18 protein-coding genes are annotated in these 22,581 nt (G+C 60.2%); 6 read left to right on the forward strand and 12 right to left on the reverse strand.

Features of this window, described 5'->3' with window-relative positions; all coding sequences use genetic code 11:
* Positions 1–19: 19 nt before the first annotated feature.
* The 8 genes from tldD to mreB form a co-directional block, all read right to left on the reverse strand.
* Positions 20–1,462, reverse strand: coding sequence for a metalloprotease TldD (gene tldD / locus CKW17_RS08320; RefSeq protein WP_034154473.1), 1,443 nt, complete (start codon positions 1,460–1,462; stop codon positions 20–22).
* A gap of 4 nt (positions 1,463–1,466) precedes the next feature.
* The gene (locus tag CKW17_RS08325; RefSeq protein ID WP_095119484.1) at positions 1,467–2,327 is read right to left on the reverse strand and encodes a carbon-nitrogen hydrolase family protein; all 861 of its coding nucleotides are present in this window, start codon (positions 2,325–2,327) and stop codon (positions 1,467–1,469) included.
* Positions 2,328–2,462: 135 nt separating this feature from the next.
* The gene (locus tag CKW17_RS08330; RefSeq protein ID WP_095119485.1) at positions 2,463–6,269 is read right to left on the reverse strand and encodes a YhdP family protein; all 3,807 of its coding nucleotides are present in this window, start codon (positions 6,267–6,269) and stop codon (positions 2,463–2,465) included.
* 75 nt (positions 6,270–6,344) lie between these two features.
* A complete protein-coding gene (gene rng / locus CKW17_RS08335; RefSeq protein WP_034154470.1) occupies positions 6,345–7,802 on the reverse strand; it encodes a ribonuclease G in 1,458 nt (485 codons plus the stop codon).
* A gap of 58 nt (positions 7,803–7,860) precedes the next feature.
* Positions 7,861–8,457, reverse strand: a complete 597-nt coding sequence (locus CKW17_RS08340) for a nucleoside triphosphate pyrophosphatase (protein WP_095119486.1) — start codon at positions 8,455–8,457, stop codon at positions 7,861–7,863.
* A 37-nt stretch (positions 8,458–8,494) separates the two neighbouring features.
* Positions 8,495–8,986, reverse strand: coding sequence for a rod shape-determining protein MreD (gene mreD, locus CKW17_RS08345; protein ID WP_016984171.1), 492 nt, complete (start codon positions 8,984–8,986; stop codon positions 8,495–8,497).
* The gene (mreC, locus tag CKW17_RS08350) at positions 8,986–10,113 is read right to left on the reverse strand and encodes a rod shape-determining protein MreC (RefSeq protein ID WP_095119487.1); all 1,128 of its coding nucleotides are present in this window, start codon (positions 10,111–10,113) and stop codon (positions 8,986–8,988) included. Before mreC ends, mreD begins: the two co-directional genes overlap by 1 nt.
* 141 nt (positions 10,114–10,254) lie before the next feature.
* Positions 10,255–11,292: a rod shape-determining protein MreB gene (gene mreB, locus CKW17_RS08355; protein ID WP_002555108.1), complete on the reverse strand. Its 1,038-nt coding sequence runs from the start codon at positions 11,290–11,292 to the stop codon at positions 10,255–10,257.
* 211 nt (positions 11,293–11,503) lie between these two features.
* Here mreB and gatC point away from each other — a divergent pair, with 211 nt between their 5' ends.
* The 6 genes from gatC (at position 11,504) to CKW17_RS08385 (ending at position 16,720) form a co-directional block, all read left to right on the forward strand.
* A complete protein-coding gene (gene gatC / locus CKW17_RS08360) occupies positions 11,504–11,791 on the forward strand; it encodes an Asp-tRNA(Asn)/Glu-tRNA(Gln) amidotransferase subunit GatC (protein ID WP_007901429.1) in 288 nt (95 codons plus the stop codon).
* Positions 11,792–11,807: 16 nt separating this feature from the next.
* On the forward strand, positions 11,808–13,259 hold the full coding sequence (gene gatA, locus CKW17_RS08365) for an Asp-tRNA(Asn)/Glu-tRNA(Gln) amidotransferase subunit GatA (protein ID WP_095119488.1): 1,452 nt from the start codon (positions 11,808–11,810) through the stop codon (positions 13,257–13,259).
* A 10-nt stretch (positions 13,260–13,269) separates the two neighbouring features.
* Entirely contained in the window at positions 13,270–14,715 is a 1,446-nt protein-coding gene (gene gatB / locus CKW17_RS08370; protein ID WP_095119489.1) for an Asp-tRNA(Asn)/Glu-tRNA(Gln) amidotransferase subunit GatB, read from the forward strand.
* A gap of 148 nt (positions 14,716–14,863) precedes the next feature.
* Positions 14,864–15,235: a septal ring lytic transglycosylase RlpA family protein gene (locus tag CKW17_RS08375; protein ID WP_095119490.1), complete on the forward strand. Its 372-nt coding sequence runs from the start codon at positions 14,864–14,866 to the stop codon at positions 15,233–15,235.
* A gap of 46 nt (positions 15,236–15,281) precedes the next feature.
* Positions 15,282–16,343 (forward strand): calcium/sodium antiporter, encoded by a 1,062-nt coding sequence (locus tag CKW17_RS08380; RefSeq protein ID WP_095119491.1) that lies wholly within the window; start codon positions 15,282–15,284, stop codon positions 16,341–16,343.
* Complete coding sequence (locus CKW17_RS08385) at positions 16,340–16,720, forward strand: carboxymuconolactone decarboxylase family protein (protein ID WP_095119492.1); 381 nt, start codon at positions 16,340–16,342, stop codon at positions 16,718–16,720. The genes CKW17_RS08380 and CKW17_RS08385 overlap by 4 nt, the downstream gene beginning before the upstream one ends.
* Positions 16,721–16,837: 117 nt before the next feature.
* Here the strand turns inward: CKW17_RS08385 and CKW17_RS08390 are convergent, their stop codons facing one another.
* The 4 genes from CKW17_RS08390 to CKW17_RS08405 all read right to left on the reverse strand — a co-directional run bounded on the left by CKW17_RS08390 (position 16,838) and on the right by CKW17_RS08405 (position 22,567).
* On the reverse strand, positions 16,838–17,779 hold the full coding sequence (locus CKW17_RS08390) for an AEC family transporter (protein WP_095119493.1): 942 nt from the start codon (positions 17,777–17,779) through the stop codon (positions 16,838–16,840).
* 272 nt (positions 17,780–18,051) lie between these two features.
* Positions 18,052–19,605: a galactarate dehydratase gene (garD, locus tag CKW17_RS08395; protein ID WP_095119494.1), complete on the reverse strand. Its 1,554-nt coding sequence runs from the start codon at positions 19,603–19,605 to the stop codon at positions 18,052–18,054.
* An 11-nt stretch (positions 19,606–19,616) separates the two neighbouring features.
* Positions 19,617–20,978 (reverse strand): MFS transporter, encoded by a 1,362-nt coding sequence (locus CKW17_RS08400; protein ID WP_007915342.1) that lies wholly within the window; start codon positions 20,976–20,978, stop codon positions 19,617–19,619.
* A gap of 143 nt (positions 20,979–21,121) precedes the next feature.
* A complete protein-coding gene (locus tag CKW17_RS08405; RefSeq protein ID WP_034154458.1) occupies positions 21,122–22,567 on the reverse strand; it encodes an aldehyde dehydrogenase family protein in 1,446 nt (481 codons plus the stop codon).
* Positions 22,568–22,581 lie beyond the last annotated feature (14 nt).

A 22,581-nucleotide genomic window follows, 5' to 3' on the forward strand; every position in this document is an offset into this window, starting at 1 on the left:
AGCTCCTAAACACGTTTATTTATGCGCCCGTGCCACCCACGGTGATCGCATCGATTTTCAACGTCGGCTGACCGACGCCTACCGGCACCGATTGCCCATCCTTGCCGCACGTGCCCACACCGCTGTCCAGCGCCAGATCGTTACCGACCATCGACACCCGGCTCATCGCCTCGGGGCCGTTGCCGATCAACGTCGCGCCTTTGACCGGCGCAGTGATCTTGCCGTCTTCGATCAGGTACGCCTCGCTGGTGGAGAACACGAACTTGCCGCTGGTGATATCGACCTGACCGCCGCCGAGGTTGGCGCAGTAGATGCCCTTCTTCACCGACGCGATGATTTCTGCCGGATCGCTTTCGCCACCGAGCATGTAGGTGTTGGTCATGCGTGGCATCGGCAGGTGCGCGTAGGATTCACGACGACCGTTACCGGTGCGGGCCACGCCCATCAACCGCGCGTTGAGCTTGTCTTGCATATAGCCCTTGAGTACGCCGTTTTCGATCAGCGTGGTGCACTCGGTCGGCGTGCCTTCGTCGTCGACGCTGAGCGAACCGCGACGACCGCTCAAGGTGCCGTCATCGACAATGGTGCAGAGTTTCGACGCAACCATTTCACCCATACGACCGCTGTACGCCGAACTGCCCTTACGGTTGAAATCACCTTCCAGACCGTGGCCGACCGCTTCGTGCAACAGCACGCCAGACCAGCCCGAACCCAACACCACCGGCAGAGTACCGGCCGGTGCCGGAATCGCTTCCAGATTCACCAGCGCCTGACGCAGCGCCTCGCGGGCATAGCCCATGGCGCGGTCTTCAGCGAGGAAATAACGGTAGTCGGTACGCCCGCCGCCGCCATGTCCGCCGCGCTCGCGACGGCCATTCTGCTCCACGATCACACTGACGTTGAAGCGCACCAGTGGCCGCACATCCGCCGCCAGCCCGCCGTCGGTGGATGCCACCAGAATGCGCTCCCAAACCCCGGCCATGCTCACGCTGACCTGCTGGATACGAGGGTCGAGCGCGCGGGTAGCCACATCAATGCGCTTGAGCAGCTCGACTTTCTCGGCCCGGCTCAATACTTCAAGCGGATTATCCGGCGCGTACAGTTGCGCGACATCCTGCGTGGTGAACGCCTGCACCGTGCCATTCTGCCCGGCGCGGGAGATCGAACGCGCAGCACGAGCCGCTGCGCCGAGCGCTTCGAGGGTGATCGCGTTGCTGTAGGCAAAACCGGTTTTCTCACCGGACTGCGCGCGCACGCCGACACCCTGGTCGAGATTGAAGCTGCCTTCCTTGACGATGCCGTCTTCCAGCGCCCACGACTCGGAGATCTGGCCCTGGAAATACAGGTCGGCCGCATCGATGCCAGGACCGGCCAGATCACCGAGCACGCCTTGCAGGCTCTCGATCGTCACGCCGCCGGGCGCCAACAGGTGATCACTGACTGAGGACAACAACTCGCTCATAGGTTTACGCCTTAAATTCGTGTTCTGAAGCAGGCCGCTGTGCGCCCTGCGAGAAAAACCGCCGATGACTCACCACCGGCATTCGCGCCCTGATGGACGCTTGTTCAATACTGTCGCGTTCGGCCAACAACACCGCTTCGCCTTGATCCTGACTCGCCAGCACACGGCCCCACGGGTCGATGATCGCCGCATGGCCGAAGGTTTCCCGCGGTCCCGGATGGGTTCCGCCTTGCGCTGCGGCCAGTACATAACACTGTGTCTCGATGGCCCGCGCACGGATCAAGACATCCCAGTGCGCTGCGCCTGTCACCGCAGTAAAGGCCGACGGTGCGGTAATCAACTCGGCACCGGCGGCACGCAATTCGCTGTACAACTCGGGAAAGCGCAAGTCATAACACACAGTCAGACCGAGCTTGCCCACCGGCGTGTCGGCAACCACGACGCCACTGCCATAAGCATAGTCATCGGATTCGCGATAACGGCCGCGATTGTCCGCCACATCGACATCGAACAGGTGCAACTTGTCATAGCGGGCAACGGTTTCGCCCTGATCATCGACCAGCAACGAGCAGGCATTGGCCTTGGCCGTCGGTTGATCAACCGGCGGCAACGGCAAGGTGCCAGCCACTATCCATAACTTGAGGTCGCGGGCGGTCTGTTTCAACCATGGCAGGATCGGTCCTTCGCCCAATGCTTCGGCACGGCCGATGTCAGCGACGTCGCGACGGCCCATGGCGGCGAAGTTTTCCGGCAGCACCGCGAGCTTCGCACCGCCGGCTGCAGCCTGTTCGAGCAGGCGTCGGGCCTGAGCCAGATTGGCCAGCACGTCGCTCTGGCTGACCATTTGAATCACCGCTAAAGACATGGCCACTCCTCGGGATCTGCACATAACCGTGTAGGAGCTGCCGCAGGCTGCGATCTTTTGATCTGGCTCTTAGAAAGCAAAATCAAAAGATCGCAGCCTGCGGCAGCTCCTACATCGGCAATAGAGTCATGCTACTCAAAAAGGCTTGTCAAAGGTGATTTTCGGCTCTTTCCATGGGCCTTTGACGGTGTATTTCACACTGGCAAAGCGCGCCACCCGGTCGCCGATCAGCTTGTCGATGAGGAACAACGCGCCGCCAACCGCCGGTGCGCCGACGATCAGCGCCGCAATCGGCAGGTTGTTGGTCACCGGCAACGTCACCAGCAACTTGGCGTCGACCTTGTCGCCGACCAGATCCAGCGTGCCGTCGAGTTCAAGATTGCTCGACGGGCCGGTCAGGCGGATCGGTTCGCGGGTCACGTAGACACCGTTGGTGGCGACCAGCAAACCTTTGACCCGGTCATAGCTCAAGCCTTTGCCGAACAGATCGGAGAAGTCCAGACGTAAACGGCGGCCGATGGAGTTGAAGTTGAGCAGACCGAACACTCGCAACGCCTGCGCGCCGCCCTCCACTTCAACAAACTGGCCTTTGTTCAGCGATGCGTCGAGGGTGCCGGAGAAGCGCTTGGTCGCCAGCCATGCCGGAGAGCCCGGCCAGCGGCCATCGACGTCCATGTGAAACTCTTCGCTGGTCACGCTCGGGGCAAAGCCCCAGCCCTTGAGGACGTCCGCGAGGTTCTTGCCACCAATGCGCCCCTTATACCAACTGGTGGTCGCGCCCGGCGGCCCTTCCCAGCCACCGTTACCCTGCAACAGGATGCCTTTGAGGCCCATGTCGAGGTTGTTCAGGGCAATGCCTTTGGCAGTCGGCCGAACCTTCAACGACCAGCCGCCGACCAGATCCGGCCCCAGAAACAGCTGATTGACGGTGATATCCAGTGCCGGAATTTTCGTCGGGTCGACCGATACCAACGGGTCTGGCGAATTTTCGTCAGCCTGTACCGTCGGGTCCGGCGCCGGCAGTTTCACGTATTGCAGATTGACGGCAATCGGCACGCCCTTGGCGTCAGGAAGACTTGCCGATCCTTTCGCCTGCTGGCTGTCGAGGGCCAGGTTCCACGCGCCTGGCTTGCGATTGACCTGAACCGACGCCTGATCCAGCGTGGTCCCGAATGCCGTGAGTTTGCCAACCTTGAAATCAGCACTGTTGAGCAACTGTTTGGCGCTGCCGCCCGGATCCTGCCCGGCGTATTTGTTGGCCAGGTCCTGCCACGGTGCGACGTCGAGCTCCGACAGTACTCCACGAATCCGCAGGCCTTTGGCACCCGGCAGCACGGCTTCGCCGGCTCCGAGGAACAGCTCGCCTCGGCCATCGGCGAAGTTCGTCGGTGGTGCCGCAAAAGTGAAATTGGCCAGTTGGTCGTAGTTGACCCAGTAACGCCGCTCCGGCCCCTGCAAGGTCATGCGGAACACCGTATCGCGCCCGACGTCCGCCGCCATGCCGAACGGCGCGGGTAAGTCCACCGCCACACCTTTCATGCTGGAGCTGACCAGCAACTGGCTGTCGGCGCCGTCCAGATTCAATTGCAATTGATAAGGAATGGTTCCGGAAACCGGCAATGGTTGTGTCACGCCCAGCCAGTCGGTGAGTTTTTTCACTTCGACCTGCCCGGATGCCGCCACCCGAGTCCTGAGTTTGCCAGGGCTGCCATCGGCGAAGATCTGCGCGGTCACCGGTTTGTCGAACGCGCGCGCCGCAATGCTCTGCCCGCTGAGTCCTTTGGCGCTGTCAAAGCGGAAATCGCCTTTGAGCTGAGTCAGCTCCAGTTTCGGCTCAGCCAGTTTCAGCCGCGCATTGGCGGTTTTGAAGTCGACGAGGATTTTCGGCTGGTCGCCGCCCTTGTCCAGCGGGATATCGAGCTTGAGCTTGCCCTGCAGATCGCCCGCGCCTTCCCAACCGGCAAAGGTCTCACCGGTACCGATCGGTGCGTCCTGAAGGATTTTCAGGCCATCACCGAGGCCACCGGCAAACGCGCCATCGAGATACATGTGCGTGTGTTGCCCGGCCGGTACGTGGGGAATATTGACGAAGACATCGCTGACCTGAGTGTCGAGCAACTGACCTTTATTGGCCCAGATCCGTACGCCACTGTCTTCGATGAACACGTCACCACTGACCTTGCTGACGTGCGGCCAGCCCGGCTGGAACGCCAGTTCGGCATCGTGCACTTTGAAGAACAGGCTGATGCTGCGGTCGGCCTCACCGGCATTCTTGCTCAGCGAACCCTGATACTGGAAGAAGCCCTGGTCGACCGCACCTTTGAGGATGGCCGTACGCAGCCACTCGTCGAGCGCCGGGCTCAAGACTTCGGGCAGGTATTTGGCGGTGTAGCGACCGTCGCCCTCGACCAGACCGACACGCAGGTCCATGTAGTCTTCCTGGCTATGGTCGAAATGCAGGCGAATCAGGAAGTCACCGGCAATCTTGCCCTCCTCGCCGAGCACCTTCAGATACGGGGCGATCAGGGTGAAGCCGTCTTTATCGAGCTTCCAGGTCAGGCGTGCGTTGGCCTGAATGTACTGCCATGGCTTGGCGAAAATAGGGTCGAGGTGCAGGACAAAATCCTTGCTGTCCATGCGCAACTCGCCACCGTTGAGGTTGCCGCTGAGGCTGCCGCTGACGTTCCGAGCCGCCGGCGCGCCGTGGTAGGCATCGAAACCGACGTTTTCCAGATTGGTGGCGAAACTGAATTTGTTGCCGTCGGTGGCATTGGGGCGGAAATCCAGCAGCACGTTACGCAGGCCACCGGTGACTTTCAGATGATCAATGGCCGTGGCGAAACCTTGCGGTAACGGCCCCAAGGCATTGAGCAGTGGAGTGATCGGGGTCAGATCGAGGCGATCCGCCTGCAAGTGCCAGAGTTCTTCGACCTTGTCGGTCGCGCGCGTCTGCTTCACCTGTACATGTGACTCCCAGCGGTTTTCGCCGAAATTCATCGCCAGTGAATCGAGGGTAACGGTCGCGCCCTCATCACTGTTCTCGTAGTAGGCGTTAAGCGCCAGATTATTGATCTGGATCGGCTTGCGATCGGCGTAGGCGCCGGTCAGTTGTGGTGCATTCAAGCGTAACGCGGCACTTTGCAGCGTGCCCTTGGCCCAATTGACCCAGAGCTCGCCGCCAGCCTTGATCTCGGAGAAATTCCACTGTTGGGTAAGACGCTCCGGCAGCCACTTCGACCAGTCGCTTTGCGGCAGGCTGGCGTAACCGTCCACCACACTGTCCTGCCATTGCTCGGGGCGAATCCGCGTGCGCAGGCTCAGTGCAACGGGTTGGCCATCCGGCAACGTCAAACGGGCATCGAGGCGCTGACGGCTGGCGCCGGTTTTCAGATTGAGGCCGACATAGGTGAGCGTCAGTGGCGCGTGATCGAGGGGCTGCAAGGTCACCTGACTGTCGAGTACCGACAGTTGCTGAATCATTTGCGAGCGATTGAACAATTGCTGCGGATCGAGCGGCTGATCATTCTGCACCGGCAGACCTTCCAACGCCCAAGTGCCGTCCCCGGCTTCCTTGAGGCTGATTTTCAGGCCGTTGAGTTCCAAGTGGGCAATGCGCACTTCGCGCGCCAACAGGCTGGCCCACAAATCCGGTACCGCGCGCACCCGATCCAGACGCAAGGCATTGGCGCCACTGCCGACCATCACGTCGTGGGCCAGCACGATCGGGGCAAAACCGCTCCAGTTGCCTTCCAGTTCGCCGATCTGCAACGGCATGCCGAGGGCGGCACTGGCTTTGTCTTCAATGTCGGCGCGGTACTCAGCCACCAGCGGGGTCAGTTCGCGGCCGAGACTGACATACAACGCCATCAACACCAGAACCAACGCGCACAGGCCCAGCCCCCAGCGGGTGAGTGCGGCCAAAATGCGTGTCAGACGCTCCATGTCAGTCGGCTCCCATGGCAAAAATACTGCGAAAAGCTGAGGCCAGCCGCGGTGGAATAAAAGTGACGCAGGGGATCAGAGCAACACCACGTCATATTGTTCCTGGGAATACATGGTTTCCACCTGGAAGCGTATGGTGCGACCAATGAAACCTTCAAGCTCGGCGACGTTACCCGACTCTTCATCGAGCAAGCGGTCGACCACTTTCTGGTTCGCCAGCACCCGATAACCCTCGGCCTGATAAGCCCGGGCTTCACGGAGGATCTCGCGGAAAATCTCGTAACAGATGGTTTCCGCGGTTTTCAGTTTGCCGCGGCCCTGGCAACTGCTGCACGGTTCGCACAGCACTTGCTCGAGACTTTCGCGGGTACGCTTGCGGGTCATCTGCACCAGGCCCAACTCAGTGATGCCGATGATGTTGGTCTTGGCGTGATCGCGCTCCAGCTGTTTTTCCAGGGTGCGCAGCACTTGGCGCTGATGCTCTTCGTCTTCCATGTCGATGAAGTCGATGATGATGATCCCGCCAAGGTTGCGCAGGCGCATCTGCCGGGCAATCGCGGTGGCCGCTTCGAGATTGGTCTTGAAGATGGTTTCTTCGAGGTTGCGATGGCCGACGAACGCGCCCGTATTCACATCGATGGTGGTCATGGCTTCCGCCGGATCCACCACCAGATAACCGCCGGATTTCAGCGGTACCTTGCGCTCGAGGGCTTTCTGGATTTCGTCTTCGACGCCGTACAGGTCAAAAATCGGCCGCTCACCTGGATAGTGTTCCAGACGATCGGCGATTTCCGGCATCAGTTCGGCGACGAACTGCGTGGTTTTCTGAAAGGTTTCCCGGGAATCGATGCGGATCTTCTCGATCTTCGGGTTGACCAGATCACGCAGCGTACGCAACGCCAGACCGAGGTCTTCGTAAATCACGCTAGGCGCGGAGATGGTTTTGATCTGCTCGTTGATCTGATCCCACAGGCGTCGCAGGTAACGGATGTCCATGAGGATTTCATCGGCGCCAGCGCCTTCGGCGGCGGTGCGCAGAATGAAACCGCCGGCCTCCTTGATGCCTTCTTTGGCCACGCAATCGCTGACCACCTGTTTGAGGCGTTCGCGCTCGGCTTCGTCTTCAATTTTCAAGGAGATGCCGACGTGGGCGGTGCGCGGCATGTACACCAGATAGCGCGACGGAATCGACAACTGCGTGGTCAACCGCGCGCCTTTGGAGCCGATCGGGTCCTTGGTGACTTGCACCACCAGGCTTTGGCCTTCGTGCACCAGCGCGCTGATGCTTTCCACTGCCGGGCCTTCGCGCAGGGAGATTTCGGCAGCGTGAATGAACGCCGCGCGATCCAGGCCGATGTCGACGAATGCTGCCTGCATACCCGGCAGCACGCGGACGATCTTGCCTTTATAGATGTTGCCGACAATCCCGCGCTTTTGCGTGCGCTCAACATGGACTTCTTGCAGCACACCGTTTTCGACCACCGCCACGCGCGACTCCATCGGCGTGATGTTGATCAGAATCTCTTCACTCATGGCAGGATCTCGTTCAGGCGTGTTCACGATAATGGCCGCATCTGGATTCGTACGACGCTTATTGCGCGTTCAGGTTTTGCCAACAGGGTATGCCGAAATGGCCTAACAGTTCTGCGGTTTCGCAAACTGGCAGCCCGACCACCGCCGAGTAACTGCCATTGAGCCCGGCGACGAATACCGCGCCGAGCCCCTGAATGCCATAGCCGCCGGCCTTGTCATGCGGTTCACCGCTAGCCCAATAGGCGGCAGCTTCATCCCCGCTGATCGGCCGGAACCGCACCAGACTGCGCACCACCCGCGATTCGCAACGATCGCCTTCGAGCACGGCGATGGCGGTCAGCACTTCATGCTCCTTGCCGGACAACATCATCAGCATGGCGCATGCATCGGCTTCGTCCACCGGTTTGCCAAGAATTTTGCCATCAAGCACCACGGCGGTGTCGGCACCCAGCACGCAGCATGGCTGAGCGGACACGACGCTGCGACGCCCGGCTTCGGCCTTGCCGCGCGCCAGACGCTCGACATAGGTCGACGGCGATTCTTCGGGTAACGGGGTTTCGTCGATATCCGCACTGATGGCGGAGAACGGAATGCCGATCTGCGTGAGCAATTCACGGCGACGCGGCGATCCGGAGGCGAGGTAAAGCGGCTTCATCAAAACATCTCCCTGTTCAGTGCCCTGCTTCACCGGCTCAATTGATTTTGTAGCGGCGGCGCAATCCACGCAGGGCGAAGCTGACCCAGGGCCAGAGCAATGCGCTGACCAGCGCCGGCAGTACCAGCGCCAGGGTCGGCTGGCGGTTGCCAGTCAGGGCGCTGAGCCACAATTGCACCAGTTGCGCGAGGCCAAAGATCACCAGGATCACCAGACACTGCTGCCACATCGGGAACATCCGCAAGCGCTGCTGCAATGACAGCACCAGGAACGTAATCAGCGAGAGGATGAGCGCGTTTTGCCCAAACAGATCGCCTTGCAATACGTCTTCGGCCAACCCCAGACAGAACGCTGTGACCATGCCGACCGTCTGCGGCATGTACAGCGCCCAGAACGTCAGTAGCAAGGCCAGCCACAGCGGGCGAAGGATTTCCATGAAGATCGGCAACGGTGACACGCTGAGCAACAGGCCGATCAAAAATGTCAGCCAGACCATCCAGCCATTTCGAGAAGCTTTCACACCGACCATTATTCTCGTCCCCTGGTGGTGACTGGCGCCGTGACCGGTGGTTTGGCGGTCGGTTTGCCGGCGGCTGGCGAAGAGGCCGGCGGCTTCGACGCAGCCGGTACAGTCGCTGGCGGTTTGCTTGCACCCGGTTTGACCGCCGTCGCGGCGGGCGCTGTGGTTGCCGGCGCCTGTTCGGGAGTCGAAGGGGCGGCAGGCACCGGCATGACCAGAGGTTTCGAAACGTTGGCAGGCATCATCGGACCGCCGCCATGGGCATCCAGAATTTCCTGAGCCTGCGCAGCGTCGTTGGCGCGTTCCTCAGCCGTACGCGAGTCACTGAACACCAGCAGCAAGTAGCGACTGCGGTTCAGCGCAGCGGTCGGTACCGCGCGAACGATCGCAAATGGCTGGCCAGAGTCATGGATCACTTCCTTGACCGTCGCCACCGGATAACCCGCCGGGAAACGCTGTCCGAGCCCGGAGCTGACCAGCAGATCGCCTTCCTTGATATCCGCCGTGTCAGCGACATGCCGCAATTCCAGGCGCTCCGGGTTGCCGGTACCGCTGGCAATCGCCCGTAGTCCGTTACGGTTCACCTGCACAGGAATGCTGTGGGTGGTGTCGGTCAACAGCAATACACGCGAGGTGTACGGCATCAACTCGACCACTTGCCCCATCAGACCGCGAGCATCGAGCACCGGCTGACCGAGCACCACGCCGTCGCGCTCACCTTTATTGATGATGATTCGATGGGTGAAGGGATTGGGATCCATGCCGATCAGCTCGGCCACTTCGACCTTCTCATTGACCAGTGCGGAAGAGTTGAGCAACTCGCGCAATCGAACGTTCTGCTCCGTCAGGGCGGCCAATTTCTGCATACGCCCTTGATAAAGCAGGTTTTCGGTCTTGAGCTTTTCGTTTTCGGCGATGAGCTCGGTGCGACTGCCGAACTGGCTGGCAATCCCTTCCCACAGCCGTCCGGGCAGGTCAGTGATCCAGTAGGCATCCATCAGCACTAGCGACGCTTGTTTGCGTGCAGGCTTGAGCAGATCAAAGCGGGCATCGACCACCATCAGCGCGACCGATAGCACGGCCAGCACCAACAGGCGCACACCCAACGAAGGGCCTTTGGCGAAAAGCGGTTTAATAAGCCGCTCCTCCCAGGCAAATGTTCTGTTTATTCATACGGCATCAAACCGGCCTGGATGAAGACTGACAGAAGATAAACGCCAACAGGCAGCACTGCAAAGTGCTGCCTGCGCGCTCACCCACGTATTGCACTCGGCGAATTATTCGCTCGAGAGCAGGTCCATGGTGTGCTTATCCATCATTTCCAATGCACGGCCACCGCCGCGAGCAACACAGGTCAGCGGATCTTCGGCAACGATCACTGGCAGACCGGTTTCCTGGGCCAGCAACTTGTCGAGGTCACGCAGCAATGCGCCACCACCGGTCAGCACCAGGCCACGCTCGGCGATGTCGGAAGCCAGTTCCGGCGGCGATTGCTCCAGCGCGCTTTTCACAGCCTGAACGATAGTGGCCAGGGACTCTTGCAGAGCTTCCAGCACTTCATTGGAGTTCAGGGTGAATGCGCGTGGAACGCCTTCGGCCAGGTTGCGACCGCGAACGTCGACTTCGCGAACTTCGCCGCCCGGGTAGGCCGTACCGATTTCCTGTTTGATGCGCTCAGCGGTGGACTCACCGATCAGGCTGCCGTAGTTACGGCGCACGTAGGTGATGATCGCTTCGTCGAAGCGGTCGCCGCCAACGCGGACGGATTCGGCATAGACCACACCGTTCAGGGAGATCAATGCGATTTCAGTGGTACCACCACCGATATCCACGACCATCGAACCGCGCGCTTCTTCGACCGGCAGACCGGCACCGATCGCAGCAGCCATTGGCTCTTCGATCAGGAACACTTCACGAGCACCGGCGCCGAGGGCCGATTCACGGATGGCACGACGCTCAACCTGGGTGGATTTGCATGGAACGCAGATCAGCACACGAGGGCTAGGCTGCAGAAAGCTGTTTTCGTGAACCTTGTTAATAAAGTATTGCAGCATCTTTTCGCAGACGCTGAAGTCGGCGATCACGCCGTCCTTCATCGGACGAATGGCAGCAATGTTGCCCGGCGTACGGCCGAGCATGCGCTTGGCCTCGGTGCCGACAGCAACGACACTTTTCTGGTTACCGTGTGTCCGAATGGCCACAACCGATGGCTCATTCAGGACGATACCGCGCTCGCGCACGTAAATAAGGGTGTTGGCAGTGCCCAGGTCAATGGAAAGATCGCTGGAAAACATGCCACGCAGTTTCTTGAACATGGGAAAGGGACCCTAGGCAACGCGTGGGTAAAAAAGTGCGGCAAACTCTAACAACGACAGGGATTTTGGGCAAGGCGCCAATATGTTAAATTGGCCGCTTTTCTGTGCACCAAGCCCCACAATCGCGGCCTTATGACCGTAGAAGTGCGGTAGTGTTCCGACAATCTAACACACGGACGCCGTCCGTTCTGTTTTCCACAGGAGAATCCCGATGGCGCTAGAACGCTCCGACGTGGAAAAAATCGCTCATCTGGCCTGCCTTGGCCTCAATGATGCCGATCTTCCACACATTACTTCCGCTCTCAACAGCATTCTCGGTCTGGTCGACGAAATGCAGGCTGTTAATACCGACGGAATCGAGCCTCTGGCCCACCCGCTGGAAGCCAGTCAGCGCCTGCGCGCCGACGTTGTGACCGAGACCAATCACCGCGAGGCCTACCAGTCCATCGCACCAGCGGTCGAAAACGGCCTGTATCTGGTTCCGAAAGTCATCGACTAAAGGGAAAGAGCCTGCAATGCATCAAATGACTCTGGCCGAGATCGCCCGCGGTCTCGCCGATAAAAAGTTTTCCTCCGAAGAGCTGACCAAAGTCCTGCTGGCGCGCATTACCCAGCTTGATCCGCAGCTCAACAGTTTCATCAGCCTCACCGAAGAGCTGGCCATCGAGCAGGCGAAAGCCGCCGATGCCCGCCGCGCCAACGGTGAGAGCGGCGCCCTGCTCGGCGCGCCGATCGCTCACAAAGACCTGTTCTGCACCCAGGGCATTCGCACCAGCTGCGGCTCGAAGATGCTCGACAACTTCAAAGCCCCGTACGACGCCACCGTGGTCGCGAAACTGGCGGCTGCCGGCGCGGTGACCCTGGGCAAGACCAACATGGACGAATTCGCCATGGGTTCGGCCAACGAGTCGAGCTGGTACGGCGCGGTGAAAAACCCGTGGAACCTGGAACACGTACCAGGCGGTTCGTCCGGTGGTTCGGCGGCGGCAGTTGCCGCGCGTCTGTTGCCAGCAGCCACGGCCACTGACACCGGTGGTTCGATTCGTCAGCCGGCAGCGTTCACCAACCTCACTGGCCTGAAACCGACCTACGGTCGCGTTTCGCGCTGGGGCATGATCGCTTACGCCTCCAGCCTCGATCAGGGCGGCCCGTTGGCGCGCACGGCCGAAGACTGCGCAATTTTGTTGCAAGGTATGGCTGGCTTCGATCAGAACGACTCCACCAGCATCGATGAGCCGGTTCCGGATTACTCCGCAAGCCTGGGCGATTCGCTGCAAGGCCTGCGCATTGGCGTGCCGAAGGAATACTTCAGCGCCGGTCTCGACCCGCGCATCGCCGAGCTGATCCAGAACAGCATCAAAGAGCTGCAGAAGCTCGGTGCCGTGATCAAGGAAATCAGCCTGCCGAACATGCAGCACGCGATCCCTGCGTACTACGTGATCGCCCCGGCAGAAGCGTCTTCCAACCTGTCGCGCTTCGACGGCGTGCGTTTCGGCCATCGCTGCGAGCAACCGAAAGACCTGATCGACCTGTACAAACGCTCGCGTGGCGAAGGCTTCGGCCCGGAAGTGCAGCGCCGGATCATGGTCGGTGCCTACGCGCTGTCCGCCGGTTACTACGACGCCTACTACCTGAAAGCGCAGAAGATCCGTCGTCTGGTGAAGAACGACTTCATGGCTGCCTTTAATGAAGTCGACATCATCCTCGGCCCGACCACGCCGAACCCGGCCTGGAAGCTTGGCGCGAAGAACAGCGACCCGGTCGCTGCCTATCTGGAAGACGTCTACACCATCACCGCCAACCTCGCGGGCCTGCCGGGCCTGTCGATGCCGGCCGGGTTTGTCGACGGCTTGCCGGTTGGCGTGCAGTTGCTCGCGCCGTATTTCCAGGAAGGTCGCCTGTTGAACGTTGCCCACCAGTATCAGCTCAACACTGACTGGCACACCCGCACCCCAACCGGCTTCTGAGGAGACACACATGCAATGGGAAGTCGTGATCGGGCTGGAGATTCATACTCAGCTCACTACCCGGTCGAAAATCTTTTCCGGTAGTTCCACCACATTCGGTTCCGAGCCGAACACCCAGGCCAGCCTGATCGACCTGGGCATGCCGGGCGTATTGCCGGTGCTGAACCAGGAAGCGGTGCGCATGGCAGTGATGTTCGGTCTGGCGATTGACGCCGAGATCGGTCAGCACAACGTGTTCGCCCGTAAAAACTACTTCTACCCGGACCTGCCGAAGGGCTACCAGATCAGCCAGATGGAATTGCCGATCGTCGGCAAGGGCCACCTGGACATCGCCCTGGAAGACGGCACCGTCAAACGTGTCGGCATTACCCGCGCGCACCTGGAAGAAGACGCCGGCAAGAGCCTGCACGAAGAATTCAACGGTGCCACCGGCATCGACCTGAACCGTGCCGGCACGCCGCTGCTGGAAATCGTTTCCGAGCCGGACATGCGCAGCGCCAAGGAAGCCGTGGCTTACGTCAAGGCGATCCACGCGTTGGTACGTTATCTGGGCATCTGCGACGGCAACATGGCCGAAGGCTCGCTGCGTTGCGACTGCAACGTGTCGATCCGTCCGAAAGGCCAGGTTGAGTTCGGTACGCGCTGCGAGATCAAGAACGTCAACTCGTTCCGTTTCATCGAGAAGGCGATCAACTCCGAGATCCAGCGTCAGATCGAGCTGATCGAAGACGGCGGCAAAGTGATCCAGCAGACCCGTCTGTACGATCCGAACAAGGACGAAACCCGTCCGATGCGTTCGAAAGAGGAAGCCAACGACTACCGTTACTTCCCCGATCCGGACCTGCTGCCGGTGGTCATCGAAGAGTCGTTCCTCGGCGAGGTGCGCGCCACCCTGCCGGAACTGCCACCGCAAAAGCGCGAGCGCTTCCAGAGCCAGTTCGGTCTGTCGGCGTACGACGCCAACGTGCTGGCCACCAGCCGCGAGCAAGCCGATTACTTCGAGAAAGTCGCAAGCATCGGCGGCGACGCCAAACTGGCGGCGAACTGGGTGATGGTCGAGTTGGGCAGCCTGCTCAACAAGCAAGGCCTAGACATCGACGAGTCGCCGGTTTCGGCTGAACTGTTGGGCGGCATGCTGCAGCGCATCAAGGACAACACCATCTCCGGCAAGATTGCCAAAGTGGTGTTCGAAGCGATGGCCAACGGTGAAGGCAGCGCGGACGAGATCATCGAAAAACGTGGCCTGAAGCAGGTTACCGACAGCGGTGCGATCTCGGCGGTACTGGACGAAATGCTCGCGGCTAACGCCGAGCAGGTTGAACAGTATCGTGCGGCGGATGAAGCCAAGCGCGGCAAGATGTTCGGCTTCTTCGTCGGTCAGGCGATGAAAGCGTCGAAAGGCAAAGCCAACCCGCAGCAAGTGAACGAACTGCTGAAAAGCAAGCTCGAAGGCTGATGAAAATGGAGCCAGCCCCCCAGCCTGGCTCCATACCCTGTAGGAGTGAGCCTGCTCGCGATAGCGCAATGTCAGACACTGAAAAGTTGACTGTCTTACCGCTATCGCGAGCAGGCTCACTCCCAGATTTGATTCAGGAAACCTTTGAATGAAGCGTTTGTTCATCAGTTGCGCCCTGCTCTCTTTACTGGCCGGTTGCGCCAGTACCGACACCATCGACCCGCACGGTTACGACCAGACCGGTGTCGCCTCTTATTACGGTGCCAGGCACCACGGAAAACGCACCGCCAGTGGCGAGCCGTTCAACCAGAATTCCCTGACCGCCGCCCATCGCCAGTTACCATTCGGCACACGGGTGAAGGTCACCAATCTGAAAAACGATGAATCTGTCGTGGTCCGTATCAATGATCGTGGCCCGCATACCCGTGGACGCCTGATCGACGTGTCCCGCGAGGCCGCCGAACAGCTCGGCATGCTGCGCAGCGGCACCGCACGGGTTCGCGTGCAGGCCCTCGACTGATGGAGCGCTGACCATTTTCGGATTAGCCGACTTACCCCTGATCAGCGTGATCGAACTGCTGGCCGGTCTGTGCCTGCTGATCTTTGGCGCCGAATTGATGGTGCGCGCGGCAGTGCGTCTGGCGGCGCGTCTGCATGTACGGCCGCTGATCATCGGCCTGACCATCGTCGCCCTCGGCAGCAGCGCACCGCAAATGGCCGTCAGCGTACAAGCGGCGCTGGCGCACAACCCGGACATCGCCGTTGGCAGCGTGGTCGGCAGCAGCATCTTCAATATCCTCGTCACCCTCGGCCTGTCGGCGCTGATCATTCCGCTGCGCGTCTCGCGGCAATTGGTGCGGCTGGATATTCCGCTGATGATCGGCGCCAGCCTGCTGGTGTTCATATTGGCGTGGAACGAGGAGATCGGACGCTTCGACGGCATTTTGTTGTTGGGCGCACTGGCGCTGTATCTCGGCTTGTTGTTGCGCCAGTCACGGCATTCGACGCGGCCGCACACGGATCGAGTTGAAACAACTCAGGCGTCATGGATCGGCAGTTCCCTGATGATCATTGTCGGTTTGGCGATGCTGGTTTTCGCCGGGCATCTTCTGCTCGGAGCTGCCGTCGTGGTGGCCACCGATCTTGGTTTCTCCGAGCGGGTAATCGGCCTGACCGTGGTCGCCGTCGGCACTTCGCTGCCGGAACTGGCGACCTCACTGATCGCCGCACTGCGTGGGCAACGTGATATCGCCGTGGGCAACGTGATCGGTGCCAACCTGTTCAACCTGCTCGGCGTGCTGGGCCTCACCGCGCTGATCGCACCGACGCCGCTGTCGGTATCGCCGAACGCGCTGGATTTCGACCTGCCGGTGATGCTCGGTGTCGCCGCGCTGTGCCTGCCGGTGTTCTATTCCGGCTACCGCGTGACGCGGGCCGAAGGTTTGTTGCTGCTCGGTTTGTATCTGGCCTATGGGCTGCACGTGGTGTCGTTCACCACCGGCATGCCCCTGGCCGGCAAGCTTGAGCGAATGATGTTGTTTTATGTCCTGCCAACGCTGCTGACGTTCTTGTTGTTCACGTCGATCCGCGCCTGGCGCCGCCAACACCACAAGAGTGATAAACCATGACCGAATCTAAGAAGTCCGGGGTTGAAGTCCGCCGCCAGGTAATGGGCGATGCGTTTGTTGATCGCGCCTTGGGCAACGCCACCGAGTTCACCCAGCCGCTGCAGGATTTCGTCAATGAGCATGCCTGGGGTGGCGTGTGGAACCGCGAGGGTCTGCCGCTGAAAACCCGCAGCCTGATCACCCTCGCCGCGCTGACGGCGTTGAAGTGTCCGCAAGAGCTGAAGGGCCATGTGCGCGGTGCGTTGAACAATGGCTGCACGGTCGACGAGATTCGTGAGGCGCTGCTGCATTGCGCGGTGTATGCCGGCGTGCCCGCGGCGATTGATGCGTTCCGGGCGGCGCAGGAAGTGATCGATACCTACCAAACGCCTGAATAATTTGGCGTCTGTTAAATAGCTATCGCGAGCAGGCTCACTCCTACATTTGGAATGCGTTCCCCTTGTAGGAGTGAGCCTGCTCGCGATGGCGCCGGTCCATACCCTACAAATCCCCAGTCAGATCCACCCACCCCACTGCAAAACAAAAATCCCGATATTAGTGGTCACCGCCGCCATCAACGTGGTCATCACGATAATCGCCGCCGCCAATTCATGATTGCCCTGCGCCGCGCGGGCCATGACAAAACTCGCCGCCGCCGTCGGGCTGCCGAAATACAGAAACAGTATCCCCAACTCCGCCCCACGAAATCCCCACAACCAAGCCCCCAACGTTGCCAGCACCGGCAAGCCGACCATCTTCACCAGGCTCGAACTCAGCGCCATATTGCCGCTCTTGCGCAATGCCGCCAGTGACAGCGTGCCGCCGATGCAGATCAACGCCAGCGGCAAGGTGGTCTGCGCCAGATACTGACCGGACGTCTCCAGCCATCCCGGCAAACCGATCTTGAAATAGGCAAACGGTGCCGCCGCAATCACGCTGATGATCAGCGGATTGCTGAACACGCTTTTGCAGATGCTCCACGGATCGGACTTGATCACCGGGCTGTAAACTGCGAGCACGATGGTCGACAGCGTGTTGTAGAACAGGATCACCAGCGCCGCGAGAATTGCGCCGAGGGAAATGCCGTAATCGCCGTACATGCTTGCCGCCAGCGCGAGACCGATGACGCCGTTATTGCCGCGAAACGCGCCCTGGGTATAGATGCCGCGATCTTCACGCGGGCAGCGAAAAATCGCCCAGCCCCAGGCCAGGGCAAAGCTCACCAGCGTGGCGAGGGAAAAGTAGATCAGCAGGGACGGTTGCAACGCAGCGTGCAAGTCGGCATGCAGAATGCCGAGGAACAGCAGCGCCGGCATGGTGACGTTGAACACCAGCGACGAGGCGGTGTGGATGAAGTTGTCGTTGATCCAGTCAATGCGCTTGAGCAGCACACCGAGAAACAGCATGGCAAACACCGGCGCGGTGATGTTCAGGGTTTCGAGGAAGATTGCCAGCATGCCGGGAAGCCTTGGGTGAGCGTCGTTAGGCGCCAATGATAAAGCAAAAGCCCCTCACCCTAGCCCTCTCCCCGAGGGAGAGGGGACCGATCGGGGGATATTGCATAAATCCATCGACCTGAAATGACTTCGCTGAATCCAGAACTGCTTGTCGAGTCCATCATCAACTCGGTGCTTCAGGTCGATGTATTGCGCAAGACAACTCGGTCGGCCCCCTCTCCCTCCGGGAGAGGGCTGGGGTGAGGGTAGCTTTTGACCTACCCCCAAAACCATCAGGTAATCGGCGCCGGGTTGAACAACGTAATGTCGTTATGCAGCTTGTGCTTCTCCGCCCACGTCTGCTGCTTGCCGCTCGCAACATCCAGGTAATAGTGAAACAACTCCCAACCCAATTCCTCGATCGTCGCGCGCCCGGTAGCGATCCGCCCGGCGTCGATATCGATCAGATCCGGCCAGCGCTGCGCCAGCTCCGTACGCGTCGACACCTTCACCACCGGCGCCATCGCCAAACCGTAAGGCGTGCCCCGCCCGGTGGTAAACACATGCAGGTTCATCCCCGCCGCCAACTGCAACGTCCCGCAAACAAAATCACTCGCCGGCGTCGCACAGAAAATCAAACCTTTCTGCTTGAAGCGCTCACCCGGGCCGAGCACGCCATTGATCGCGCTGCTGCCGGATTTGACGATCGAACCCAGCGACTTCTCGACAATGTTCGACAACCCGCCCTTCTTGTTGCCGGGCGTGGTGTTGGCGCTGCGATCCGCTTCACCCTTGGCCAGGTAACGGTCGTACCAATCCATCTCACGCACCAGTTCCTCGGCGACGGTTTTGCTTTCGGCGCGTGAAGTCAGCAGATAAATCGCATCGCGCACTTCGGTGACTTCGGAAAACATCACCGTCGCCCCCGCGCGCAACAACAAGTCCGAGGCGTAGCCCAGCGCCGGGTTGGCGGTGATCCCGGAAAACGCATCGCTGCCACCACACTGCATGCCGAGAATCAACTCGGACGCCGGCACGGTTTCGCGGCGGCGCTGGTCGAGCTTCTTCAAACGGACTTCAGCCAGTTCCATGATCTGCTCGATCATCTCGGTGAAACCGTGACTGGAATCCTGCAAGCGATACAGCCACGGATCGCTGAGATCCACCGACGCATCGTCCTCATGCATCACCTGCCCGGCCTGCAATTTCTCGCAGCCCAGGCTGATCACCAACGCCTCGCCACCGAGGTTCGGGTTGCGCGCCAGATTGCGCACAGTACGAATCGGGATGTAGGCGTCGGTGGCGGTAATCGCCACGCCGCAGCCATAGCTATGAGTCAGCGCGACCACGTCATCGACGTGCGGATACTTCGGCAGCAGCTCTTCCTTGATGCGTTTTACCGCGTGATCGAGCACGCCGGTGACGCACTGCACCGTGGTAGTGATGCCGAGAATATTGCGCGTGCCGACGGTGCCGTCAGCGTTTCGATAACCCTCGAAGGTGAAGCCTTCCAGCGGAGCCTGTGCGTCTGGCACGTCGGTGGACAGCGGCAAGCTGTCCAGCGGCGGCGCGGTCGGCATGCGCAGTTGATCTTCCTTGACCCAACTGCCACGGCGAATCGGCTGCAATGCATAGCCAATCACCTGACCGTAGCGAATCACCTGGCCGCCCTCGGGAATGTCTTCGAGGGTGACCTTGTGGCTCTGCGGCACAAATTCCAGCGTCACCAGGCCATCGGCAAACTCAGTGCCGGCCGGTGCGCCCTGGTCGTTGACCACGACCACCACATTGTCCCGCTCGTGCAGGCGGATGTGGCGCGGCGAGTCGGAATGTTCAATCAACTGCATGACGCCGCTCCTCAGGAATGCGCTTGGGACAATTTACCGCTGGCTTCAACACCGCCGTTGGTTGGCGGCTCTTTGAGGACCACACGTTTGATCGGGCCAACAATGACCAGATAGCTGAACACCGCGACCAGTGCGTTGGCACCGACGAACACCAGCGCCCATTTGAACGAACCGGTGGAGCTGATGATGTAGCCAATCACGATCGGCGTGGTAATCGAAGCGATGTTGCCGAAAGTGTTGAACAGGCCACCGCTCAGACCGGCGATCTGTTTTGGCGAGGTGTCGGAAACCACCGCCCAACCCAGTGCGCCAACGCCTTTGCCGAAGAAGGCCAGGGCCATGAAGCCAACGACCATCCATTCCACTTCAACATAGTTGCAGGCAACGATGCTGCTGGAAACCAGCAGACCGGCGATGATCGGCGCTTTGCGGGCGAAGGTCAGCGAGTGGCCCTTGCGCAGCAGGTAATCGGAAATCACCCCGCCAAGCACACCACCAATAAAGCCGCAGATTGCCGGCAACGAGGCGATGAAACCAGCCTTGAGAATGGTCATGCCACGCTCTTGCACCAGATACACCGGGAACCAGGTCAGGAAGAAATAGGTGATGCCGTTGATGCAGTACTGGCCCAGATACACGCCGAGCATCATGCGGTTGGTCAGCAGTTGACGGATGTAATCCCACTTCGGACCGTCGGACTTTTTGCCCTTCTGATCCATGTCGACCATGCCGCCGTTTTCAGCGATGTGTTTGAACTCGGCTTCGTTGATACGCGGGTGCTCACGCGGGCTGTAGATCACTTTCAGCCAGACCAGCGAGAAGATGATCCCGAGAATCCCCATGACGATGAACACGTGCTCCCAGCCAAAGGAGTAAACGATCCAGCCCATCAGCGGTGCAAACAACACGGTGGCAAAGTATTGCGCCGAGTTGAAGATCGCCGAAGCAGTGCCGCGTTCAGCGGTCGGGAACCACGCGGCGACGATGCGCGCGTTGCCGGGGAACGAAGGCGCTTCAGCCAGACCGACCAGGAAGCGCAGCATGAACAGCGCAACGATCGCCGTGGACATGCCGAATTCACCGACAAAGCCTTGCAGCACGGTGAACAGCGACCAGGTGAAGATGCTCAGGGCATAGACTTTTTTCGAGCCGAAGCGATCGAGCAGCCAGCCACCGGGAATTTGCCCGGCCACGTAGGCCCAACCGAATGCGGAGAAGATGTAGCCGAGGGTGACTGCGTCGATGCCCAGATCTTTTTGCAGGCTGGAGCCGGCAATGGCGATCGTGGCACGGTCGGCGTAGTTGATCGTGGTCACCAGAAACAGCATGAGCAAGATCAAATAGCGGACGTGAGTCGGCTTGGACGATTGCATGTAGATGTACTCCCACTGATTATTTTTATGCGCGGGTGAATCTTCTTTGGTATTCCCTGTAGGAGCTGCCGAAGGCTGCGATCTTTAAGATCGAGATCAAAAGATCGCAGCCTTCGGCATCTCCTGCAGGGGTATTGCGTGTATCAGGAACCGATGTAACTGGTCTTCACGACCGTGTAAAACTCTTGCGCATAGCGGCCTTGCTCACGTGATCCATAGGATGAACCTTTACGGCCACCGAACGGAACGTGGTAATCCACGCCAGCGGTCGGCAGATTGACCATGACCATCCCGGCTTGCGAATGACGCTTGAAGTGGTTGGCGTACTTCAGCGAGGTGGTCGCAATGCCCGCCGACAGACCGAATTCGGTGTCGTTGGCCATCGCCAGCGCTGCGTCGTAGTCAGCCACGCGAACGATGTTGGCCACCGGGCCGAAGATCTCTTCGCGGCTGATGCGCATCGACGCTTCACTGTCGGCAAACAGCGTTGGCGCGAGGAAGTAACCCTCGGTGTCGCAGGTCACCAATCCACCGCCGCTGACCAGACGCGCACCTTCGGACTGGCCGATGTCGATGTACTTCATGTCCTGCTCAAGCTGAGCCTGGGAAACCACTGGACCAATATCGGTGCCGGATTTCAGCGCGTGGCCGACCTTGATCGACTTCATGCGCTCGGCCATGGCTTCAACGAACTTGTCGTGAATCCCGGCGGTGACGATCAAACGGCTCGACGCGGTGCAACGCTGACCGGTGGAGTAGAACGCGCTCTGCACCGACAGCTCGACCGCTTGCTTGAGGTCGGCGTCGTCGAGAATGATCTGCGGGTTCTTGCCGCCCATTTCCAGTTGAACCTTGGCCTGACGCGAAACGCAGTTGACCGCGATCTGCCGACCCACACCCACCGAACCGGTGAAGCTGATGCCGTCGACTTTCGGGCTCTGCACCAGCGCATCGCCAACCACGCGACCGCTACCCATTACCAGGTTGAACACGCCGGCCGGAAAGCCTGCGCGGGAGATGATTTCCGCCAGTGCCCAGGCGCAACCCGGTACCAGATCGGCGGGTTTCAGCACCACGCAGTTACCGTAGGCCAGCGCTGGAGCGATTTTCCATGCCGGAATGGCGATCGGGAAATTCCACGGGGTGATCAGACCGACCACGCCCAGTGCTTCGCGGGTCACTTCAACATTGACGCCCGGACGCACTGACGGCACGTAGTCGCCAGACAGGCGCAGGCATTCACCGGCGAAGAACTTGAAGATGTTACCGGCGCGGGTCACTTCGCCGATGGCTTCAGGCAGGGTCTTGCCCTCTTCCCGGGCCAGCAGGGTGCCGAGTTCTTCGCGGCGGGCGAGAATTTCCGTACCGACTTTATCCAGCGAATCGTGACGGGCCTGGATACCCGAAGTCGAATACGCCGGGAATGCCGCGCGGGCGGCGTCGATGGCAGCGTGAACCTGAGTCAGGTCAGCCTTGGCGTAATCGCCGATGGTGTCGCTCAGTTCCGACGGGTTGATGTTGGCCGAGTAGTCGGCACCGGCAACCCATTCGCCGTTGATGTAGTTGTCGTAGCGTTTTGCATTTGTCACAGGGGCAGCCCTCA

This window comes from Pseudomonas sp. Irchel s3f10 (assembly GCF_900187515.1).
Lineage (GTDB): Bacteria > Pseudomonadota > Gammaproteobacteria > Pseudomonadales > Pseudomonadaceae > Aquipseudomonas > Aquipseudomonas tensinigenes.